Source organism: Streptomyces sp. NPDC001108, assembly GCF_053598535.1.
The window spans coordinates 1-16668 of record NZ_JBSFKL010000007.1 but is presented as its reverse complement, the minus strand read 5'-3'; the positions used below and the strand labels follow the sequence as shown (position 1 = coordinate 16668).

Here is a 16668-nt window from a genome sequence, read left to right as displayed (position 1 = left end):
CAACGCGGGTGCTCTTTGTTGTGCCATTGTGGACGCGACCTGCGGCGATTCGTGTGAAAAAATGAGCGTTATGCGTTTTCTTGAGCCCGGTACTGGTCGTTACACAGAGTCCCCCGCGGTCCCCTACGACCTCACGTACGACGACGTCTTCATGGTCCCGGGCCGTTCGGCAGTCGGTTCCCGCCAGGGCGTCGACCTCTCCTCGCCCGACGGCACCGGCACCACCATCCCGCTCGTCGTGGCGAACATGACGGCCATCGCGGGCCGCCGGATGGCCGAAACGGTCGCTCGGCGCGGCGGGCTCGTCGTCATCCCGCAGGACATCCCGATCGAGGTCGTCACCGACGTCATCACCTGGGTGAAGTCGCGGCACCTGGTCCTCGACACCCCGATCGTGCTCGCCCCCGGCCAGACGGTCGCCGACGCCCTGTCGCTGCTGCCGAAGCGCGCGCACGGCGCGGGCGTCGTCGTCGACGACGAGCGCCGGCCGGTCGGTGTCGTCACCGAGCACGACCTGGCCGGTGTGGACCGCTTCACCCAGCTCACCGAGGTCATGTCCAAGGACCTGGTGCTGCTCGACGCGGACATCGACCCGCGGGACGCGTTCAACAGGCTGGACGGCGCCAACCGCAAGCTCGCCCCCGCCGTCGACGCGGAGGGCCGGCTCGTCGGCCTCCTCACCCGCAAGGCCGCGCTGCGCGCCACCCTGTACACCCCGGCCACCGACGCCGAGGGCCGGCTGCGGATCGCCGCCGCCGTCGGGATCAACGGGGACGTCGCGGGCAAGGCCAAGCAGCTGCTGGACGCGGGCGTCGACACGCTCGTCGTGGACACCGCCCACGGCCACCAGGAGTCCATGATCAGTGCGGTCCGGGCGGTCCGCGCGCTCGACCCCTCGGTCCCGATCGTGGCGGGCAACATCGTCGCTGCCGAGGGTGTGCGCGACCTCATCGAGGCGGGCGCCGACATCATCAAGGTGGGCGTGGGCCCCGGCGCCATGTGCACCACCCGGATGATGACCGGCGTGGGACGGCCGCAGTTCTCGGCCGTCCTGGAGTGTGCCGCCGAGGCGAAGAAGTACGGCAAGCACGTCTGGGCCGACGGCGGCGTCCGCCACCCCCGCGATGTCGCCATGGCGCTCGCCGCGGGCGCGTCCAACGTGATGATCGGCTCCTGGTTCGCCGGTACGTACGAGTCGCCCGGCGACCTCCAGCAGGCCGCCGACGGCCGCTTCTACAAGGAGTCCTTCGGCATGGCGTCGGCGCGCGCCGTGAAGAACCGCACCTCGGACGAGTCCGCCTACGACCGGGCCCGCAAGGCGCTCTTCGAGGAGGGCATCTCCACCTCGCGGATGTTCCTCGACCCGGCCCGGCCCGGCGTCGAGGACCTGATCGACTCGATCATCGCGGGCGTCCGCTCCTCCTGCACCTACGCCGGGGCGGCCTCCCTCGCCGAGTTCGCCGAGAAGGCGGTCGTCGGGGTGCAGAGCGCCGCCGGATACGCCGAGGGCAAGCCGCTGCACGCCAGCTGGAGTTGATCCTCCCCGTCCTCCAACACCGTTGCCCCGCCGGGCCGTTCGCGCCCGGCGGGGCAACGGCGTTTCCGGGGTCCGGACGGCGGCTGTCCGGATCACGGCGGCAACCGGCCTATCACCGTCAACCGCGGTGGAATGTAAGTAATATGAACACCAATCAGTTGCCCGTTCCTCTGTGGTAAGGGATCCCATGTCCTTCTTCACCGATCTGGCCCAGCAGTACATCGACGGGGAATGGAGGCAGGGCAAGGGCTCCTGGGACATCATCGACTTCAACCCGTACGACGGTGAGAAGCTCGCCTCGATCACCGTCGCCACGGCCGAGGAGGTCGACCAGGCGTACCGCGGTGCGCAGGAGGCCCAGCGGGCCTGGGGCGAGACCAACCCGTACGCCCGGCGCACGGTGCTGGAGCGGGCGCTGCGCATCGTCGAGGAGCGCGAGGCGGAGATCAGCGACGCGATCGTCGCGGAGCTGGGCGGCACCCGGCTGAAGGCCGCCTTCGAACTGCACCTCGCCAAGGAGTTCCTGCGCGAGTCGGTCCAGCTGGCGCTGCGGCCCACCGGGCAGATCCTGCCCTCGCCGACCGAGGGCAAGGAGAACCGCGTCTACCGGGTGCCGGTCGGCGTCGTCGGCGTCATCAGCCCCTTCAACTTCCCCTTCCTGCTCTCGCTGAAGTCGGTCGCCCCGGCCCTGGCGCTCGGCAACGCCGTGGTGCTCAAGCCGCACCAGAACACCCCGGTCTGCGGCGGCACGCTGGTGGCGAAGGTGTTCGAGGACGCCGGGCTGCCGGCCGGGCTGCTGAACGTCGTGGTCACCGACATCGCCGAGATCGGCGACGCCCTGCTGGAGCACCCCGTGCCGCAGGTCATCTCCTTCACCGGCTCCGACAAGGTGGGGCGGCACGTCGCCACGGTCTGCGCGGCCCAGCTCAAGAGCGCCGTGCTGGAGCTCGGCGGCAACAGCGCGCTGATCGTCCTCGACGACGCCGATCTGGACTACGCCGTGGACGCGGCCGTCTTCAGCCGGTTCGTCCACCAGGGCCAGGTCTGCATGGCCGCCAACCGCATCCTGGTCGACCGGGCGGTGGAGAAGGAGTTCACCGAGAAGTTCGTCGCCAAGGTGGCCTCGCTGCCGGTCGGCAACCCGGCCGACCCGGCCACCGTCATCGGCCCGCTGATCAACTCCTCGCAGGCCGAGGCCGTCTCCGCGGTCGTCGAGCAGGCCGTGGCCGCCGGTGCGACGGCGCTGCTGCACGGCCCGACCGAGGGCAACCTGGTGAGCCCGTCCGTGCTGACCGGACTGGCCGCCGACGCGCCCGTCCTCTCCCAGGAGATCTTCGGCCCGGTCGCCCTGCTCATCCCCTTCGACGGCGAGGACGAGGCCGTCCGGATCGCCAACGACACCCCGTACGGCCTGAGCGGCGCGGTGCACACCGGGGACGTCGAGCGCGGTGTCCGGGTCGGCCGGCGCATCCACACCGGCATGATCCACATCAACGACGGCACGGTCCACGACGAGCCGATCGTCCCCTTCGGCGGCGAGAAGAGCTCCGGCCTCGGCCGGCTCAACGGCGACGCGATGGTCGAGGCGTTCACCACCCAGAAGTGGATCTCGGTGCAGCACGGCCGCTCCGGCTTCCCCTTCTGACCGGCGGCCCCGGCCGCGCCCGGCCGGGGCGCGGCCGTGGTCTACTTCGGGGGCGGCCCGCGCCGCCCCCGGAACCGGCCATCGCAGAGAAGTGAACCGCCCGACGTGCGCCTGAACGACCTCGACGAACGCATCGTCCACGCCCTCGCCGAAGACGCCCGGCGCTCCTACGCCGACATCGGCGCCAAGATCGGCCTGTCCGCCCCCGCGGTGAAACGCCGCGTGGACCGGCTGCGCGCCGAGGGCGCCATCACCGGCTTCACGGTCCGGGTGGACCCGGCGGCGCTGGGCTGGGAGACCGAGGGCTTCATCGAGATCTACTGCAGCCGCAACACCTCGCCGGAGGCGATCAGACAGGGACTGGAGCGCTACCCGGAGATCGCCTCGGCGTCCACGGTGACCGGCGAGGCCGACGCGATCGTGCAGGTCTTCGCCGCGGACATGCGCCACTTCGAGCAGGTCCTGGAACGGATCGCGGGCGAGCCGTACGTGGAGCGGACCAAGTCCGTCCTGGTGCTCTCGCCGCTGCTGCGCCGCTACTCCGCCGGCGCCCCCGAACAGGCCCGGAGCGCGGGCCCGGCGTGAGAGCCGGATCACCTCGGTGACCTGCGAGGACGCCATGTGCAACGAATCGCCGCCCAGGGGCTTCGGCGCGCAATGGATCGACGGTGGACGCGCAACACTCGCGCCTTGTCCGGTGCGAGCGGCGGCCCGTACCGTCGATACGTCCCCGCCCGCCCGTATCGCCCGAGGTCACCCATGCCGCCGTTGCGCACCGCCCTGCTCCAGAGCTCCGGATGTCCCGGGCGGGTCGACCGGAACATCGACGCACTCGACGCGGCCGCGCGGCGGGCGGCCGGGGCCGGTGCCCGGCTGCTGGTCTGCCCCGAACTCTTCCTGACCGGATACGCGATCGGCGCCGACGTGCCGCTGCTGGCCGAGCCCGCCGACGGGCCGTCCGCCCGGCGGATCGGCGAGATCGCCGCCCGGCACGGGCTCGCCGTCCTCTACGGCTACCCGGAGCTCGCGGACGAGAAGATCTACAACGCCGCCCGGCTGATCGGCCCGGACGGCGCCCCGCTCGCGAACTACCGCAAGACCCACCTCTTCGGCGACTTCGAGCAGAAGTGGTTCACCCCGGGCCGGCAGCCCGTCGTCCAGGCCGAACTGGACGGCGTCCGGATCGGCATCCTGATCTGCTACGACGTCGAGTTCCCGGAGAACGTCCGCGCCCACGCCCTGGCCGGCACCGATCTGCTGCTGGTGCCGACCGCGCTGATGCACCCCTTCCCGTTCGTCGCCGAATCCCTGGTGCCGGTCCGCGCCTTCGAGAGCCAGCTCTACGTGGCGTACACCAACCGGACCGGTCAGGAGGGCGGGTACGAGTTCGTCGGGCTGAGCTGCCTGGCGGGCCCCGACGGCACCGTCCGCACCCGGGCCGGGCGCGGCGAGGAACTCGTCGTCGGCGAGGTGGACCCGGCGTTCCTGCGCGCCTCGCGCGCCGCCAACCCGTATCTGCGGGACCGCCGTCCGGGCCTCTACCGCCCGCTGGTCTGAGACCGCCCCGCGACCGTTCCACCGCACCACCCCTCACCCGCGCAAGGAGTCCGTACCCCATGACGTCCACGGTGCCCAACGCCGTCCAGCACACCGACGCCACCGAGCCGATCACCATGTTCGGACCGGACTTCCCCTACGCCTACGACGACTTCCTGGCCCACCCCGCGGGCATCGGCCAGATACCCGCGACCGCGCACGGCACCGAGGTCGCCGTCATCGGCGGCGGACTCTCCGGGATCGTCGCCGCCTACGAGCTGATGAAGATGGGCCTCAAGCCCGTCGTCTACGAGGCGGACCGGATCGGCGGACGGCTGCGCACCGTCGGCTTCGAGGGCTGCTCCGCCGCAGGCGAAGAAGGGGCCCTCACCGCGGAGATGGGCGCGATGCGCTTCCCGCCGTCCTCCACCGCGCTCCAGCACTACATCGACCTGGTCGGCCTCACGACCAGGCCGTTCCCCAACCCGCTCGCCGAGGCCACCCCGTCGACCGTCGTCGACCTCAAGGGGGAGTCGCACTACGCGCGGACCATCGACGACCTGCCGCAGGTCTACCGCGATGTGATGGACGCCTGGAACCGCTGCCTGGAGGAGGGCGCCGACTTCTCCGACATGAACCGGGCGATGCGCGAACGCGACGTGCCGCGCATCCGGGAGATCTGGTCCGAGCTGGTCCGCAGGCTCGACAACCAGACCTTCTACGGCTTCCTCTGCGACTCCGACGCCTTCGCGTCGTTCCGGCACCGGGAGATCTTCGGACAGGTCGGCTTCGGCACCGGCGGCTGGGACACCGACTTCCCCAACTCCATCCTGGAGATCCTCCGCGTCGTCTACACCGAGGCCGACGACCACCACCGGGGCATCGTCGGCGGCAGCCAGCAGCTCCCGCTGCGGCTCTGGGAACGCGAACCGCGGAAGATCGTCCACTGGCCCGCCGGTACGTCGCTCTCCTCGCTGCACGACGGCGAGCCGCGGGGCGCGGTGACCCGGCTGCACCGCACCGCGGGCAACCGGATCACCGTCACCGACGCCACCGGCTCCATCCGCACCTACCCGGCCGCGATCTTCACCGGCCAGTCCTGGCTGCTGCTGTCGAAGATCGACTGCGACGACGCGCTCTTCCCGATCGACCACTGGACGGCGATGGAGCGCACCCACTACATGGAGTCGTCCAAGCTCTTCGTCCCGGTCGACCGCCCGTTCTGGCTGGACAAGGACCCGGTCACCGGCCGCGACACCATGTCCATGACGCTCACCGACCGGATGACCCGGGGCACGTACCTGCTGGACGACGGACCCGACCGGCCCGCCGTCATCTGCCTCTCCTACACCTGGTGCGACGACAGCCTGAAGTGGCTGCCCCTCTCCCCGCACGAGCGCATGGAGGTCATGCTCAAGTCGCTCGGCGAGATCTACCCGGGCGTCGACATCCGGGGGCACGTCATCGGCGACCCGGTGACGGTCTCCTGGGAGAACGAGCCCTGGTTCATGGGCGCCTTCAAGGCCAACCTGCCCGGCCACTACCGCTACCAGCGGCGGCTGTTCACCCACTTCATGCAGGACCGGCTGCCCGCCGACCGGCGGGGCCTGTTCCTCGCCGGAGACGACATCTCCTGGACGGCCGGCTGGGCCGAGGGCGCCGTGCAGACCGCGCTCAACGCCGTCTGGGGCGTGATGGCCCAGTTCGGCGGCGCGACCGACCCGACCAACCCCGGCCCCGGCGACGTCTTCGACGACATCGCCCCGGTCGAGCTCCCGGAGGACTGAGCCCTACGCGGGCCGGCAGACGCTGCGCTGCCGGCCCAGGCCGGAGATCTCGACCTCCATCACGTCGTCCGGGCCCAGGTAGGGGAAGCGGCCGGAGAGCGCCACGCCCTGCGGGGTACCGGTGTTGATGACGTCACCGGGCTCCAGCACCAGGTACTGCGACAGGTGGTGCACCAGATGCGCCACGCCGAAGATCATGTCCGCGGTGCGGGAGTCCTGCCGGGGCTCGCCGTTGACATGGCTGCGCAGCCGCAGGTCCTGCGGGTCGCCGGCCTCGTCGGCGGTCACCAGCACCGGACCCAGCGGGTTGAACGTGGCGCAGCTCTTCCCCTTGGACCACTGGCCGCCCGACTCCTCCAGCTGGAAGGCCCGTTCGGAGACGTCGTTGCTGACGGCGTAGCCCGCGATGTGCGCGGCGGCGTCGGCGGGGGAGTCCAGGTAGGAGGCGCGCCGCCCGATGACGACGGCCAGCTCCACCTCCCAGTCCGTCTTCTTCGAGCCGCGCGGGATCAGCACGTCGTCGTACGGGCCGACCACGGTGTTCGGCGACTTGTAGAAGAGGATCGGCTGCTCGGGCGGTTCGGCCCCGGACTCGGCGGCGTGCGCCGCGTAGTTCTGGCCGATGCAGAGCAGTGCGGAGGGGCGGGCCACCGGGGCGCCGATCCGCTCGCCGGTGATGTCGGTCTCCGGGAGCGCCGACACGTCGGGCACCAGGCCCGGGTCGTCCGCGAGGGCGGCGAGGAACGCGCCGTCGATGTCGCCGGTGATGCCGGACAGGTCGTAGTGGCGGCCTTCGGGGCCGACGAGGACCGGGCGTTCGTGGCCGGGCTCGCCGATGCGCATCAGTCGCATGTGCGGGGTTCTCCTGACGGGTACGGGGGAGGTCGGGGCGGGTCAGTGCAGGCGGGCGAGGGCCTCGGCGGTGACCGCGTGGAGCGGCGGCCGCCCGGCGAGCAGCCGCAGCACCTCGTCGGCGGCGCTCGCCCCGAGCCGGTGGCGGCACTCGACGGTGCCCGCCGCCTGGTGCGGGGTGAGCAGGACGTTGGGCAGGGCACGGAAGGGGTGGTCCGCCGGCAGCGGCTCCGCGTCGAAGACGTCGATGGCCGCGTCCAGCCGGCCCGTGGCCAGTTCGGCCAGGAGCGCTTCCTCGTCGACCAGCCACGACCGGGCGGTGTTCACCAGCCCGGCCCCGTCCGGCATCAGCGCCAGTCGGTCCGCGCTAAGCATCCGGTGCGTCGCCTCGGTGACCGGGGCGTGCACGGCCACGATCCGGCTGCGCCGCAGCAGGGTCTCCAGGGGCACCGGCTCCACCCCGAGCTCCCGGGCGTCCGCCTCGGAGAGGTACGGGTCGGTGACGGACACCCGCGCCCCCATGGCCCGCGCCAGGGCGATGTAGGCGCGGCCGGTGCGGGAGGCGCCGATCACCCCGATGTCGCTGCCGTGGATCTCGTGGCGCGGCGGGGCCTCGCTCGCGGCCGCCCAGTCGGCCCCGCCGCGCAGGGAGTGGTCGAAGCGGTGGACGCGGTGGAGCAGCGCGAGGGTGAACGCCAGGGCCACCTCGGCGACCGGGCGGGCCATCGCGTCCCCCGCCTGGGTGACCAGGACGCCCCGCTCGAACACCTCCTCGGCGACGTAGGGGGCGACCGCCGAACCGGTGTGCGCCACCAGCTCCAGCCGGTCGGCCGACGCCAGGAGTCCGGCGTCCACCTTCGGCGCCCCCCAGGCGGTGATCAGCGCCCGGGACCCGGGCAGCGCGGCCGCGACCGCCGCCCGGTCGCGGTGGTCGTCCGGGACCACCAGCTCCGCCGCCCGCCCCAGCTCCGCCCACACCTCGGCGGTGAAGAGCTGCGCCCGCAGCCCCGGCGGTACGGCGACGACCACCCGGGGGCGGCCGGAGGGATCAGGAGAGCCAGTCATCGAGGTGCTCCGCGACGAAGGCGTCGTCGGTCAGCCAGGGGTAGGCCGCGGCCACCCGGTCGATCTCCTCGGCCTGCCCGGGGGAGAGCGTCTCGGCCGGGTCCAGGCAGCGGATGTTCGCCAGCAGGCCCTGGCGGCGCAGCACCTCGTGGACCCCGGCGATGCAGCCGCGGAACGCGCCGCGCACGTCGAAGACCGCGCTGTTGGCGTCGGTCAGCTCGGGGCGCCGGGCCAGGCAGCGGACCATCGCCGCGTGGTCCCCGCCGCGCGCCCGGCGGACGTCCTCCAGGAGCGTGACCGCGGAGCCCGTCCAGACCGCCCACTGGCCCAGCAGCCCGCCCGCGAACCAGCGCGGCGCGCCGCCGGCCGTCTCGTACGGGGTGAGCAGGTCGCCGATGATGTCGTCGTCGTTGCCGGTGTACAGCGCCACCTCGGCGGCGCGGTCGGCGGTGGCGACGGCCCGGATCACGTCGGCGGTGCGGTACCGGTCGAACGGGGCGATCTTCACGGCGACCGTGTTCGGCAGATCGGTGAACGAGGACCAGAAGCGCGGCGACAGGTACCGGCCGCCGACGGCCTCCTGGAGGTAGAAGCCGATCACCGGCAGGACCTCGCCGACCGCCCGCGCCCGCTCCAGCAGGCCCTTCTCGTCGGCGCCGGGCACGGCCGGACTGAGCAGCACCGCGTCGTACCCCAGCTCGGCCGCGGTCTCCGCCTCCGCCACCGCCTGCGCGGTGTACCCGCAGGCCCCGGCGACCTTGACGAACGGGCGGTCGGCCTCGGCGTCGATCGTCTCGGCGGCCAGCTCCAGCACCGGCCGGAACAGGCCGACCGAGGGCTCGCGGATCTCGAACTGGGTGGTGTGGACGGCGACGGCGGCGCCGCCCGCGCCGGAGGCCAGGTAGTAGCGGGTCAGCGCGCGCTGGCGGCGCTCGTCGAAGGAGCCGTCGTCGTGCAGGGCGAGCGGGTGGGCGGGGATCACCGCACCCTGGGCGAGGGCGTCGAGGGCGGGGGTCCGCACGGGGGAGGGAGTGGACATGGGGTGGATCAGAACCTTCCGTCGCGGACCTGGAACTTGGTGGGCTTGCCGGAGAGCGGCAGCCCGCGGCGCAGCCAGTCGGCCTGCCACTCGACGAGGGTGCGCAGCGTCACGTCCGGGTAGCCGAACAGGGCGTGGCAGCGGCTCGCGTCGGAGAGCAGCGCGGTCGGCGCCTCCTGGCCGGCGAGGACCGGCTCGGTGCCGAACTCCTCGCCGAACCACTGGGCGAGGCGGCGCACGGACGCGGTCTCGGGGCCGGTGAGATTGAGGGTGAACGCCTCGCCGTCGGTGGCGTGCAGCAGCGAGCGCAGGGCGACCTCGTTGGCGTACCCCTGCCACACCACGTTGGCGTGACCGGTCGTCACGTCGACCGGCTCGCCGGTGTGCACCCGGTGCGCGATGTCGGCGAGGACGCCGTAGCGCAGGTCGACCGCGTAGTTGAGCCGGATGTTGGCGACCCGGGTGCCCCGGGTCAGTGCCGCGTGGCCGAAGATCCGCTCCCGGCCCAGGCACGACATGGCGTACTCGCCGACCGGGCCGACCGGGTCGGACTCGGTGCAGCCGCCGGAGGCGACCGGCACCAGCGGGTAGACGTTCCCGGTGGAGAACGCGGCGATCCGCGCGTCCGACCAGCGGCGTGCCACCCGGTCCGGCATGGCGGCGTTGACCGCCCAGGCGTGCGAGGGGGCTCCGGCGGAGCCGAACTTGGCGCCGACCATGAAGACGACGTTCCCGGCGTCGGGCAGCGCCGCCAGGTCGGCGGCCGGGTCCATCAGGTCGAAGGCGACGGTGCGTACCCCGGCGGCCTCCAGCTCCTCGGCGGCGGTCCGGTCCGACCAGCGGGAGACCGCGTACACGGTCACGTCCGCGCGGCCCGCGGCGTCCAGCGCCCGCCGGGCGAGGCGGCAGAGGCTGGGGCCCATCTTGCCGCCCGCGCCGAGCACCAGCAGATCGCCTTCGAGGCGGCCGAGGTCGGCGACGAGCGCGGGGGAGGGGGTGGCGAGCCGCTCTTCGAGCGCGGCCTCATCGGTGAACATGTGTGACTATCCCTTGATTCCGGACGCGGTGACGCCCTCGGTGAAGTAGCGCTGGCCCACCATGTACGCGGCGAAGATGGGCACGAACGCGATGACGGAGCCGGAGAGCACCACGTTGAGCGGCACGTTCTGCTGCTGGAGCGAGGCGATGCCGACCGTCAGGGTGCGCATGTCGGTGGACTGGCCGATGACCAGCGGCCACAGGAAGTCGTTCCAGTGCCACAGGAAGACGAAGACGCCGAGCGTGGCGAGGATCGGCTTCAGCAGCGGCAGCACGATCCGGTAGAAGATCTGCCACTCGTTGCAGCCGTCGAGCCGGGCCGCCTCGAACAGCTCGTCCGGCAGCCCCTGGATGAACTGCCGCATCAGGAACACGGCCTGGGCGTTGGCCAGGGTCGGCACGATCAGACCCCAGTACGTGTCCACGCCGCCCAGCTTCGCGATCATCGCGAAGGTCGGGATCATCGTGACGTGGTACGGCACCATCACCATCGACAGGAACGACCAGAACATCGTCTCCCGGCCCGGGAAGCGCTTCTTGGCGAAGGCGTACCCGGCGAGCGAGGCGAGCAGCAGCACGCCGATGACCGAGACGACCGAGTAGAGCAGCGTGTTGACCAGCCAGCGCGGCACGTCCTGGGCGTTCATGACGGTGTCGTACGCCTCGCCGCTGAGCGGCCACGGCACCAGGCTGCCGGGGAACTCGACGGCGGCGGACGGCTTCAGGGAGAGCACGACCATCGCGTAGAATGGGAAGATCGTGACGAGCGCGGCCACCGTCAGCAGGACGGCGCGCCCGATCCGGCCGGCCCGGGTGGGCCGCATGCCGTGCGGGACGGTCTCCCGGTCGGCGAGCTTGCGCAGCCTGCGTTCGGCGCGGCGGGCGGCCCGGTCCGGGGTCCTCGGGGCCGGCGCGGCGGGCGGGGCCTTCGGGGTGGCGGGTGCTGCGGTCATGGTCACTGGTCCTTCCCGATCACGAGCCGCTGGATCACCGCGACCACCACGGTCAGCGCGAAGAGCGCGACGCCGATGGCGGAGGCGTAACCCAGGTCGAAGTACTTGAAGCCCGCGTCGTAGAGCTGGAAGACGAGCGTGTAGCTGGCGTTGGCGGGGCCGCCGCCGGTCATCGTGTAGACCGCGTCGAAGACCTGGAAGGAGGCCGTCGTCTCGATCACGGCGAGGAAGAACAGCGCGGGCTTGAGCTGGGGCAGCACGATGTACCGGAACCGCTGCCAGGCCCCCGCCCCGTCGGTGAGGGCCGCCTCCTCCAGCTCCCGGGGGATGTCCTGCATCCGGGCCAGCAGGATCAGCATCCCGTAGCCGAACCGGGACCAGACGCCCACCACCGCGAGCGCGGGCAGCACCAGCACGTCGTCGGAGAGCCAGGAGCCCTCGGACATCCCGAACCAGCCCATCAGGGTGGACCAGGGGCCGCCGGTCGAGAAGATCCAGACGAAGACGGTGGCGGCGAGCACCAGCGAGGTGACCACCGGCAGGAAGAACACCGAGCGGAAGAACTTGGCGCCGCGGAACGCGCGGCGGGTGATCAGGGCCAGCGACACCGAGGCGATCAGCGTGCCCGGCACCGCGAGGACCGTGTAGAGCACGGTGACCTTCAGCGCCTGCCAGAACAGCGGGTCGTCCCAGAGCCGGGTGAAGTTGTCCAGCCCGATGAAGCTGCCGCCCCCGGTGAGGGTGTAGTCGGTGAAGCTCATCAGCACCCCGGCGATGCCCGGACCGAACCGGAACGCCAGGAAGAGCAGGAAGCAGGGGAGGACGAAGAGCAGGCCGATCCGGGCCTCGCGGCGCGCCTGCGGCCCGCTGCGACGGCCCCGGCGGGTGGGTTCCGCGACGACTGCCACGGGGATCTCCTTGCGGTACGGGGGAATTGCGGGGGTCGGGGTGGGTGCGGGGGCCGGTCCGGGTGCGGCCGGACCGGCCCCCGCACCGGCCTTCTAGCGGCCGAGCATCGCCTGGGCGGCCTTCTGCGCGGCGTTCAGCGCCTCCTGCGGGCTCTTCTTGCCCAGCAGCGCCGCCTGGATCTCCGGGGCGAGGACGCCCTGGACCTCGCGCGCCTTGTCGTGCAGCGGGCCCACGGTCATGCTCGGCAGGGTGGCGCCGACGGCCGCCTGGAGGGCGTTGCCGGGGTAGAGGTCGCCGGCGGACTTGCGGGCCGGGAAGTAGCCCGCCTCCTTCTCCAGACCGGCCGCGTTCTTCGCCTCGGCGACGAAGTTCAGCCAGTCGCCGGTGTTCTTCTTGTCGGCGCCCTTGAGCATCGAGAGCGCGCCGACCGTGCCGTAGCCGACCGACTCGACGTCCTTCAGGGGCGGCTGGACGACGATGTTCTCCTTGCCCCAGAACGGTTCCACGTCGGTCGGGGTGTTCTGCCAGGTGCAGGCCACCTTGCCCTTGGCGGTCGGGGTCTGCTCCAGCTTGGGCGTGGTGGTGACCAGGTCCTTGTCGGTGTAGCCGCCGTCGACGAGCTTCTTCAGGTACGTCAGGGCCTTGACGCCGGCCGCGTCGTTGAAGGTGACGGTCTTGCCGTCCTCGGAGAAGACGTCGCCGCCCGCCTGCCACAGCAGCGGGTAGAACGTCGAGTTCAGGGTCTGCTGGGTGTCGCCGCTGTAGCTGGTCGCGTAGTAGCCCTTCGCCTTCAGCTTGGGGGCGAGCGCCTCCAGGTCCGACCAGCTCGTCGGGTAGTTCTTCTCGCCGATCGCGGTGAACACCCGCTTGTCGCAGATCAGCGGGTTGGCGCTGGTCAGGACCGGGACGCCGAGCGCCTTGCCGTCGGCGGTGACGGAGGTCAGCGCGAAGTCGGTGTAGTCCGACTTGGCGTCGGCCGGCATGTACTCGTCGGCCGGGACGATGCTCTTGGCGTACTTCGGCAGCTGGTCGGGGATGAGGTAGACCGCGTCCGGGCCCTTGCCGGAGGCGATCGCGGTGGCCAGGGCGGTGTCGCGGTTGGCCCAGGGGAAGGTCTCCACCTTCACCTCGACGCCCTCGTGGTCCTTCTCGAACGCCTTGATCAGACCGTCCCAGTAGGCCTTGTTCTTGGCCTCGTCGAAGATGACCGGGTAGGTCCACATGGTGACGGTGTTGCCGTCGCCGTCGCTGCTGGAACAGCCGGCCAGCACCCCGGCGGCGAGCGCGGTGGCCACCACGGGGGCGGCGACGGCGCGGACTCTGGAACGGCGGGTGAGGAGACGGGACATGAGGTGGTCCTCCGAGGACGTGAGGGTGGGGCGGGGAAGAGGGGGAGTCACTGCGCCGGGACCGTCTGGACGGTGCCGGTGTGCCGGGCGCGTTCGGCGGCGAAGGCCGCGAGATGGCTGCCGAGCGAGGTGGCCGGACCGGAGCGGACCGCCCCGGCGTCACCGGTGGCGACGGCGGTGACGAACGCCTCGACGAGCGCGGCGTCCCCGCCGCCGTGCCCGTCCGCCGCGTTCGAACCGGACGCGCCGAGTTCATGGACGGTGGTGGTGCCGGTCCGGAAGTCCTGCACCGTGACCCGCTCGCCGTCGCCGATCAGCCAGCCGTGCGAGCCGAAGATCCGGGTCTGGCGGTGGGTCTGCTCGGTGAACGCCACCATCTGGAAGGTCGCGGTCACCCCGCCGGTCAGCGTCATGGCCAGGACCTGGTGGTCGACCACGTCGTTGTCGCTCCGGTACGCGCAGACCCCGTACGGGCCCTCGCGCAGCGCCTGGACGAGACCGGCCTCGTCCTTCGCCTCGGTGACATGGGTGACCGGCCAGACCGCGCCCTTCTCGCGCAGCGTCGGCATGTACAGCTTCAGCGCGCTGTACGGGCAGCCGTCCTCGACCGCACAGTCGAGGCAGCGTTCGGCGGACCCGGCCGGGGCGTTCTCCGGGCGGAAGTGCTTCAGCCCGCCGAAGCTGGACACCTGCTCGATCCGGCCGCCCATGACGTACGTGATCCAGTCGAGGTCGTGGCAGGACTTGGCGAGCAGCATCGGGGAGGAGTCCTTCTCGCTGCGCCACGGCCCGCGCACATAGCTGTGCGCGTAGTGCCACCAGCCGACCGGCTCCAGATGGTCGAGGGAGATCAGCTGCCCGAGCACACCGGAGTCCACGACCTCCTTCACCAGGTCGGTGTACGGGGTGTACCGCATGACGTGGCACACCGCGAAGAGGACCCCGGCCCGCTCGACCCCCTCGACGATCCGCCGGGTCTCCTCCTCGGTCGGGGCGAGGGGCTTCTCGGTGAGGATCGCGTATCCGGCCTCGGCCAGGGCCAGTACCGGTTCCAGGTGGAAGCGGTCCTGGGTGGCGACGACGACGGCGTCGGCGATCCGGTTCTCGACCAGCGGGCGCCAGTCGTCGAACTCGACGGGGGCGCCGGCGGCGGCCCGCGCCGCGGGGCGGGGGTCGGCGACGGCGACCAGTTCGGCGCGCTCGGGGTGCGCCTTGATCCACTCGGCGTACGTCAGTCCGCGGTTGCCGGCGCCGACGAGCGCGACCCGTACGGGCCGGCCGGTGATCGGGGTATGCGTGGACACGGGGAATCCCTGGTGCTCGATGGGGTGAGTCAGATGCGCAGCGTGGCCGCGCTGTGGGCGACGCGCTCGCCCTCGTCCGGCATCGCGGTCCGCTCGGTGCCGTCCTCGACACAGCCGGTGTGCAGCAGGTGGCCGCCTCCGGTGAAGGCCGCGGGCCGCAGTTCGAGCCGGCCGCCGGTGAAGGTGGAGCCGGTGGCCCGGTAGCGGTTGGTGCCCTCGGTGACCAGGACGTGGGCGGTGCCCTTGGGGGCGGTCGAGTCGAGACCGGACAGCTGCCAGTCGACGGTGCGTCCGCCGCCGGTGCGCGCGAGCAGGGCGCCGTCCTTGTTGGTGCCCTTGAGCAGGGTGCCGTCGACGCGCAGCCGCTGGTCCTTGTCGGAGGCCAGCTTGATCCCGGTGTCGCGGAGTTCGCCGCCCACCACGGTGACGTCGGTGTGCTTGACGGTGACGGGGGCGGTGTCCTTGGAGCCGGTAAGGACGCACTGGTCCAGGACGAGCGGCCCGGTGCCGTTGAACACCGCGCCGTCGACGCCCTTCAGCGTGGAGCGCTGGACGGTCAGCGGGGCGGTGACGTTGGCCTGGGTGATCTCCGCGTCGGCCGCGAAGGCGAACGAGGAGTCCGCGATCACATTGGGCCGGGCCGACAGGTCCGAGGCCCGGGAGACGATCAGCGGACCGGTGGCGGTGCAGCCGCGCATCTGGACGCCGTCGGCGTTGACCCAGAGCATCCCGGAGCCGGAGAGCGACTTCTTGCCGATGACCAGCACGTCCTCCAGGGTCAGATCGGTGATCTTGACCCGGGCCACGAACCAGGAGCAGGCGTGCCGGCGTACGGTGATCCGCTTCGCCCGGCCGCCCCAGGCGGCACCGGAGTTGGCGAAGGTCATCAGACCGGAGTTGCCGGTGTAGACCAGGTCGTGCTCGAACTGGCCGTGCGTCACGAACGGGCCCTCGTCGTCGCCGTCGCCGTGGCAGTTGGTGACGTAGCAGTAGGCCGACGCCGTGAAGTCGTTGAGGTGGCGGGCGTTGGAGGTGTGGCAGTCCTCGACGTGCCCGTACAGGCAGTAGATCTGCTGGGTGAGGTAGCCCGCACCGCCGTAGGTGACCGACTTGGGGTTGGTCAGCGAGCACTGCTCGGTGCGGTAGTAGGTGCACCAGCGGCGCATCACGACCGGCCAGAAGGTGCCGATCGCCTCGATGCCGGAGACGTCGCAGCGCACCGCGTACTCGTAGGCGACCGGGTGCGAGCCGGTCATCTCGTCGTCGCCCCAGCCCTCGAAGACCATGTTGCGGACGTGGGCGCGCTCGACGGGCTCGACGCGGGTCCAGGTCAGGGTGCGGCCCGCGGCCAGGTCCCAGCCGATCTGGTAGTTGACCCGGATGCGCTGTCCGTCGACGACGTCGGTGACCTGGACGAGCCGCTGGATCTCCTTCTCGTACTTCCCCGCCAGGGCGTTGATCTCCACCGCCCACCACTGGCCGACGGCGAACTTCGAGGAGTCACCGACCTCGAAGAGGTCCGACAGGTCCGGCATCGCCGCGCCCAGGGTGTGGCTGATGGTGGTGTCGGTGACGGTGCCGCGGAAGGAGAGGACGGCGCCGAAGGGGTTGTCGTGGGTGTTCTTCTCGATGTTCTCGGTGCGTATGCGGTGGC

General features: G+C 71.7%; 14 protein-coding genes. 5 read left to right on the top strand and 9 right to left on the bottom strand.

The genetic code is table 11. From position 1 onward, the window contains the following. The first annotated feature begins 70 nt into the window (after positions 1-70). The 5 genes from ACWC97_RS17270 to ACWC97_RS17250 all read left to right on the top strand — a co-directional run bounded on the left by ACWC97_RS17270 (position 71) and on the right by ACWC97_RS17250 (position 6505). Positions 71-1537: a GuaB1 family IMP dehydrogenase-related protein gene (locus tag ACWC97_RS17270; protein ID WP_352277377.1), complete on the top strand. Its 1467-nt coding sequence runs from the start codon at positions 71-73 to the stop codon at positions 1535-1537. 187 nt (positions 1538-1724) lie between these two features. Further along, complete coding sequence (locus ACWC97_RS17265; protein WP_450650115.1) at positions 1725-3182, top strand: aldehyde dehydrogenase family protein; 1458 nt, start codon at positions 1725-1727, stop codon at positions 3180-3182. Between the two features lie 105 nt (positions 3183-3287). Continuing rightward, positions 3288-3767 (top strand): Lrp/AsnC family transcriptional regulator, encoded by a 480-nt coding sequence (locus ACWC97_RS17260; RefSeq protein WP_450650113.1) that lies wholly within the window; start codon positions 3288-3290, stop codon positions 3765-3767. A gap of 174 nt (positions 3768-3941) precedes the next feature. Next, complete coding sequence (locus ACWC97_RS17255) at positions 3942-4739, top strand: carbon-nitrogen hydrolase family protein (RefSeq protein WP_450650111.1); 798 nt, start codon at positions 3942-3944, stop codon at positions 4737-4739. A 59-nt stretch (positions 4740-4798) separates the two neighbouring features. Continuing rightward, on the top strand, positions 4799-6505 hold the full coding sequence (locus tag ACWC97_RS17250) for a flavin monoamine oxidase family protein (RefSeq protein WP_450650109.1): 1707 nt from the start codon (positions 4799-4801) through the stop codon (positions 6503-6505). A gap of 3 nt (positions 6506-6508) precedes the next feature. Here the strand turns inward: ACWC97_RS17250 and ACWC97_RS17245 are convergent, their stop codons facing one another. From ACWC97_RS17245 to ACWC97_RS17205, 9 genes are all read right to left on the bottom strand, one after another. Next, a complete protein-coding gene (locus ACWC97_RS17245; RefSeq protein WP_352277369.1) occupies positions 6509-7357 on the bottom strand; it encodes a fumarylacetoacetate hydrolase family protein in 849 nt (282 codons plus the stop codon). A 42-nt stretch (positions 7358-7399) separates the two neighbouring features. Continuing rightward, positions 7400-8422 carry a hydroxyacid dehydrogenase gene (locus tag ACWC97_RS17240; RefSeq protein WP_450650107.1) on the bottom strand — a complete coding sequence of 341 codons (1023 nt, stop codon included), beginning with the start codon at positions 8420-8422 and terminating at the stop codon, positions 7400-7402. Further along, positions 8406-9461 carry a dihydrodipicolinate synthase family protein gene (locus tag ACWC97_RS17235; protein ID WP_352277367.1) on the bottom strand — a complete coding sequence of 352 codons (1056 nt, stop codon included), beginning with the start codon at positions 9459-9461 and terminating at the stop codon, positions 8406-8408. Before ACWC97_RS17235 ends, ACWC97_RS17240 begins: the two co-directional genes overlap by 17 nt. 8 nt (positions 9462-9469) lie before the next feature. Then, positions 9470-10498 (bottom strand): NAD-dependent epimerase/dehydratase family protein, encoded by a 1029-nt coding sequence (locus ACWC97_RS17230; RefSeq protein ID WP_352277366.1) that lies wholly within the window; start codon positions 10496-10498, stop codon positions 9470-9472. Positions 10499-10504: 6 nt separating this feature from the next. Then, positions 10505-11452 carry a carbohydrate ABC transporter permease gene (locus tag ACWC97_RS17225; RefSeq protein WP_352277364.1) on the bottom strand — a complete coding sequence of 316 codons (948 nt, stop codon included), beginning with the start codon at positions 11450-11452 and terminating at the stop codon, positions 10505-10507. Positions 11453-11454: 2 nt separating this feature from the next. After that, the gene (locus tag ACWC97_RS17220; RefSeq protein WP_352277363.1) at positions 11455-12360 is read right to left on the bottom strand and encodes a carbohydrate ABC transporter permease; all 906 of its coding nucleotides are present in this window, start codon (positions 12358-12360) and stop codon (positions 11455-11457) included. A gap of 93 nt (positions 12361-12453) precedes the next feature. Next, positions 12454-13710: an extracellular solute-binding protein gene (locus ACWC97_RS17215; protein WP_352277362.1), complete on the bottom strand. Its 1257-nt coding sequence runs from the start codon at positions 13708-13710 to the stop codon at positions 12454-12456. A gap of 47 nt (positions 13711-13757) precedes the next feature. Next, positions 13758-15014 (bottom strand): Gfo/Idh/MocA family protein, encoded by a 1257-nt coding sequence (locus ACWC97_RS17210; RefSeq protein WP_450650103.1) that lies wholly within the window; start codon positions 15012-15014, stop codon positions 13758-13760. Between the two features lie 29 nt (positions 15015-15043). After that, the coding region (locus ACWC97_RS17205; RefSeq protein ID WP_450650101.1) for a peptidase C14 at positions 15044-16668 on the bottom strand (1625 nt) is incomplete at its 5' end.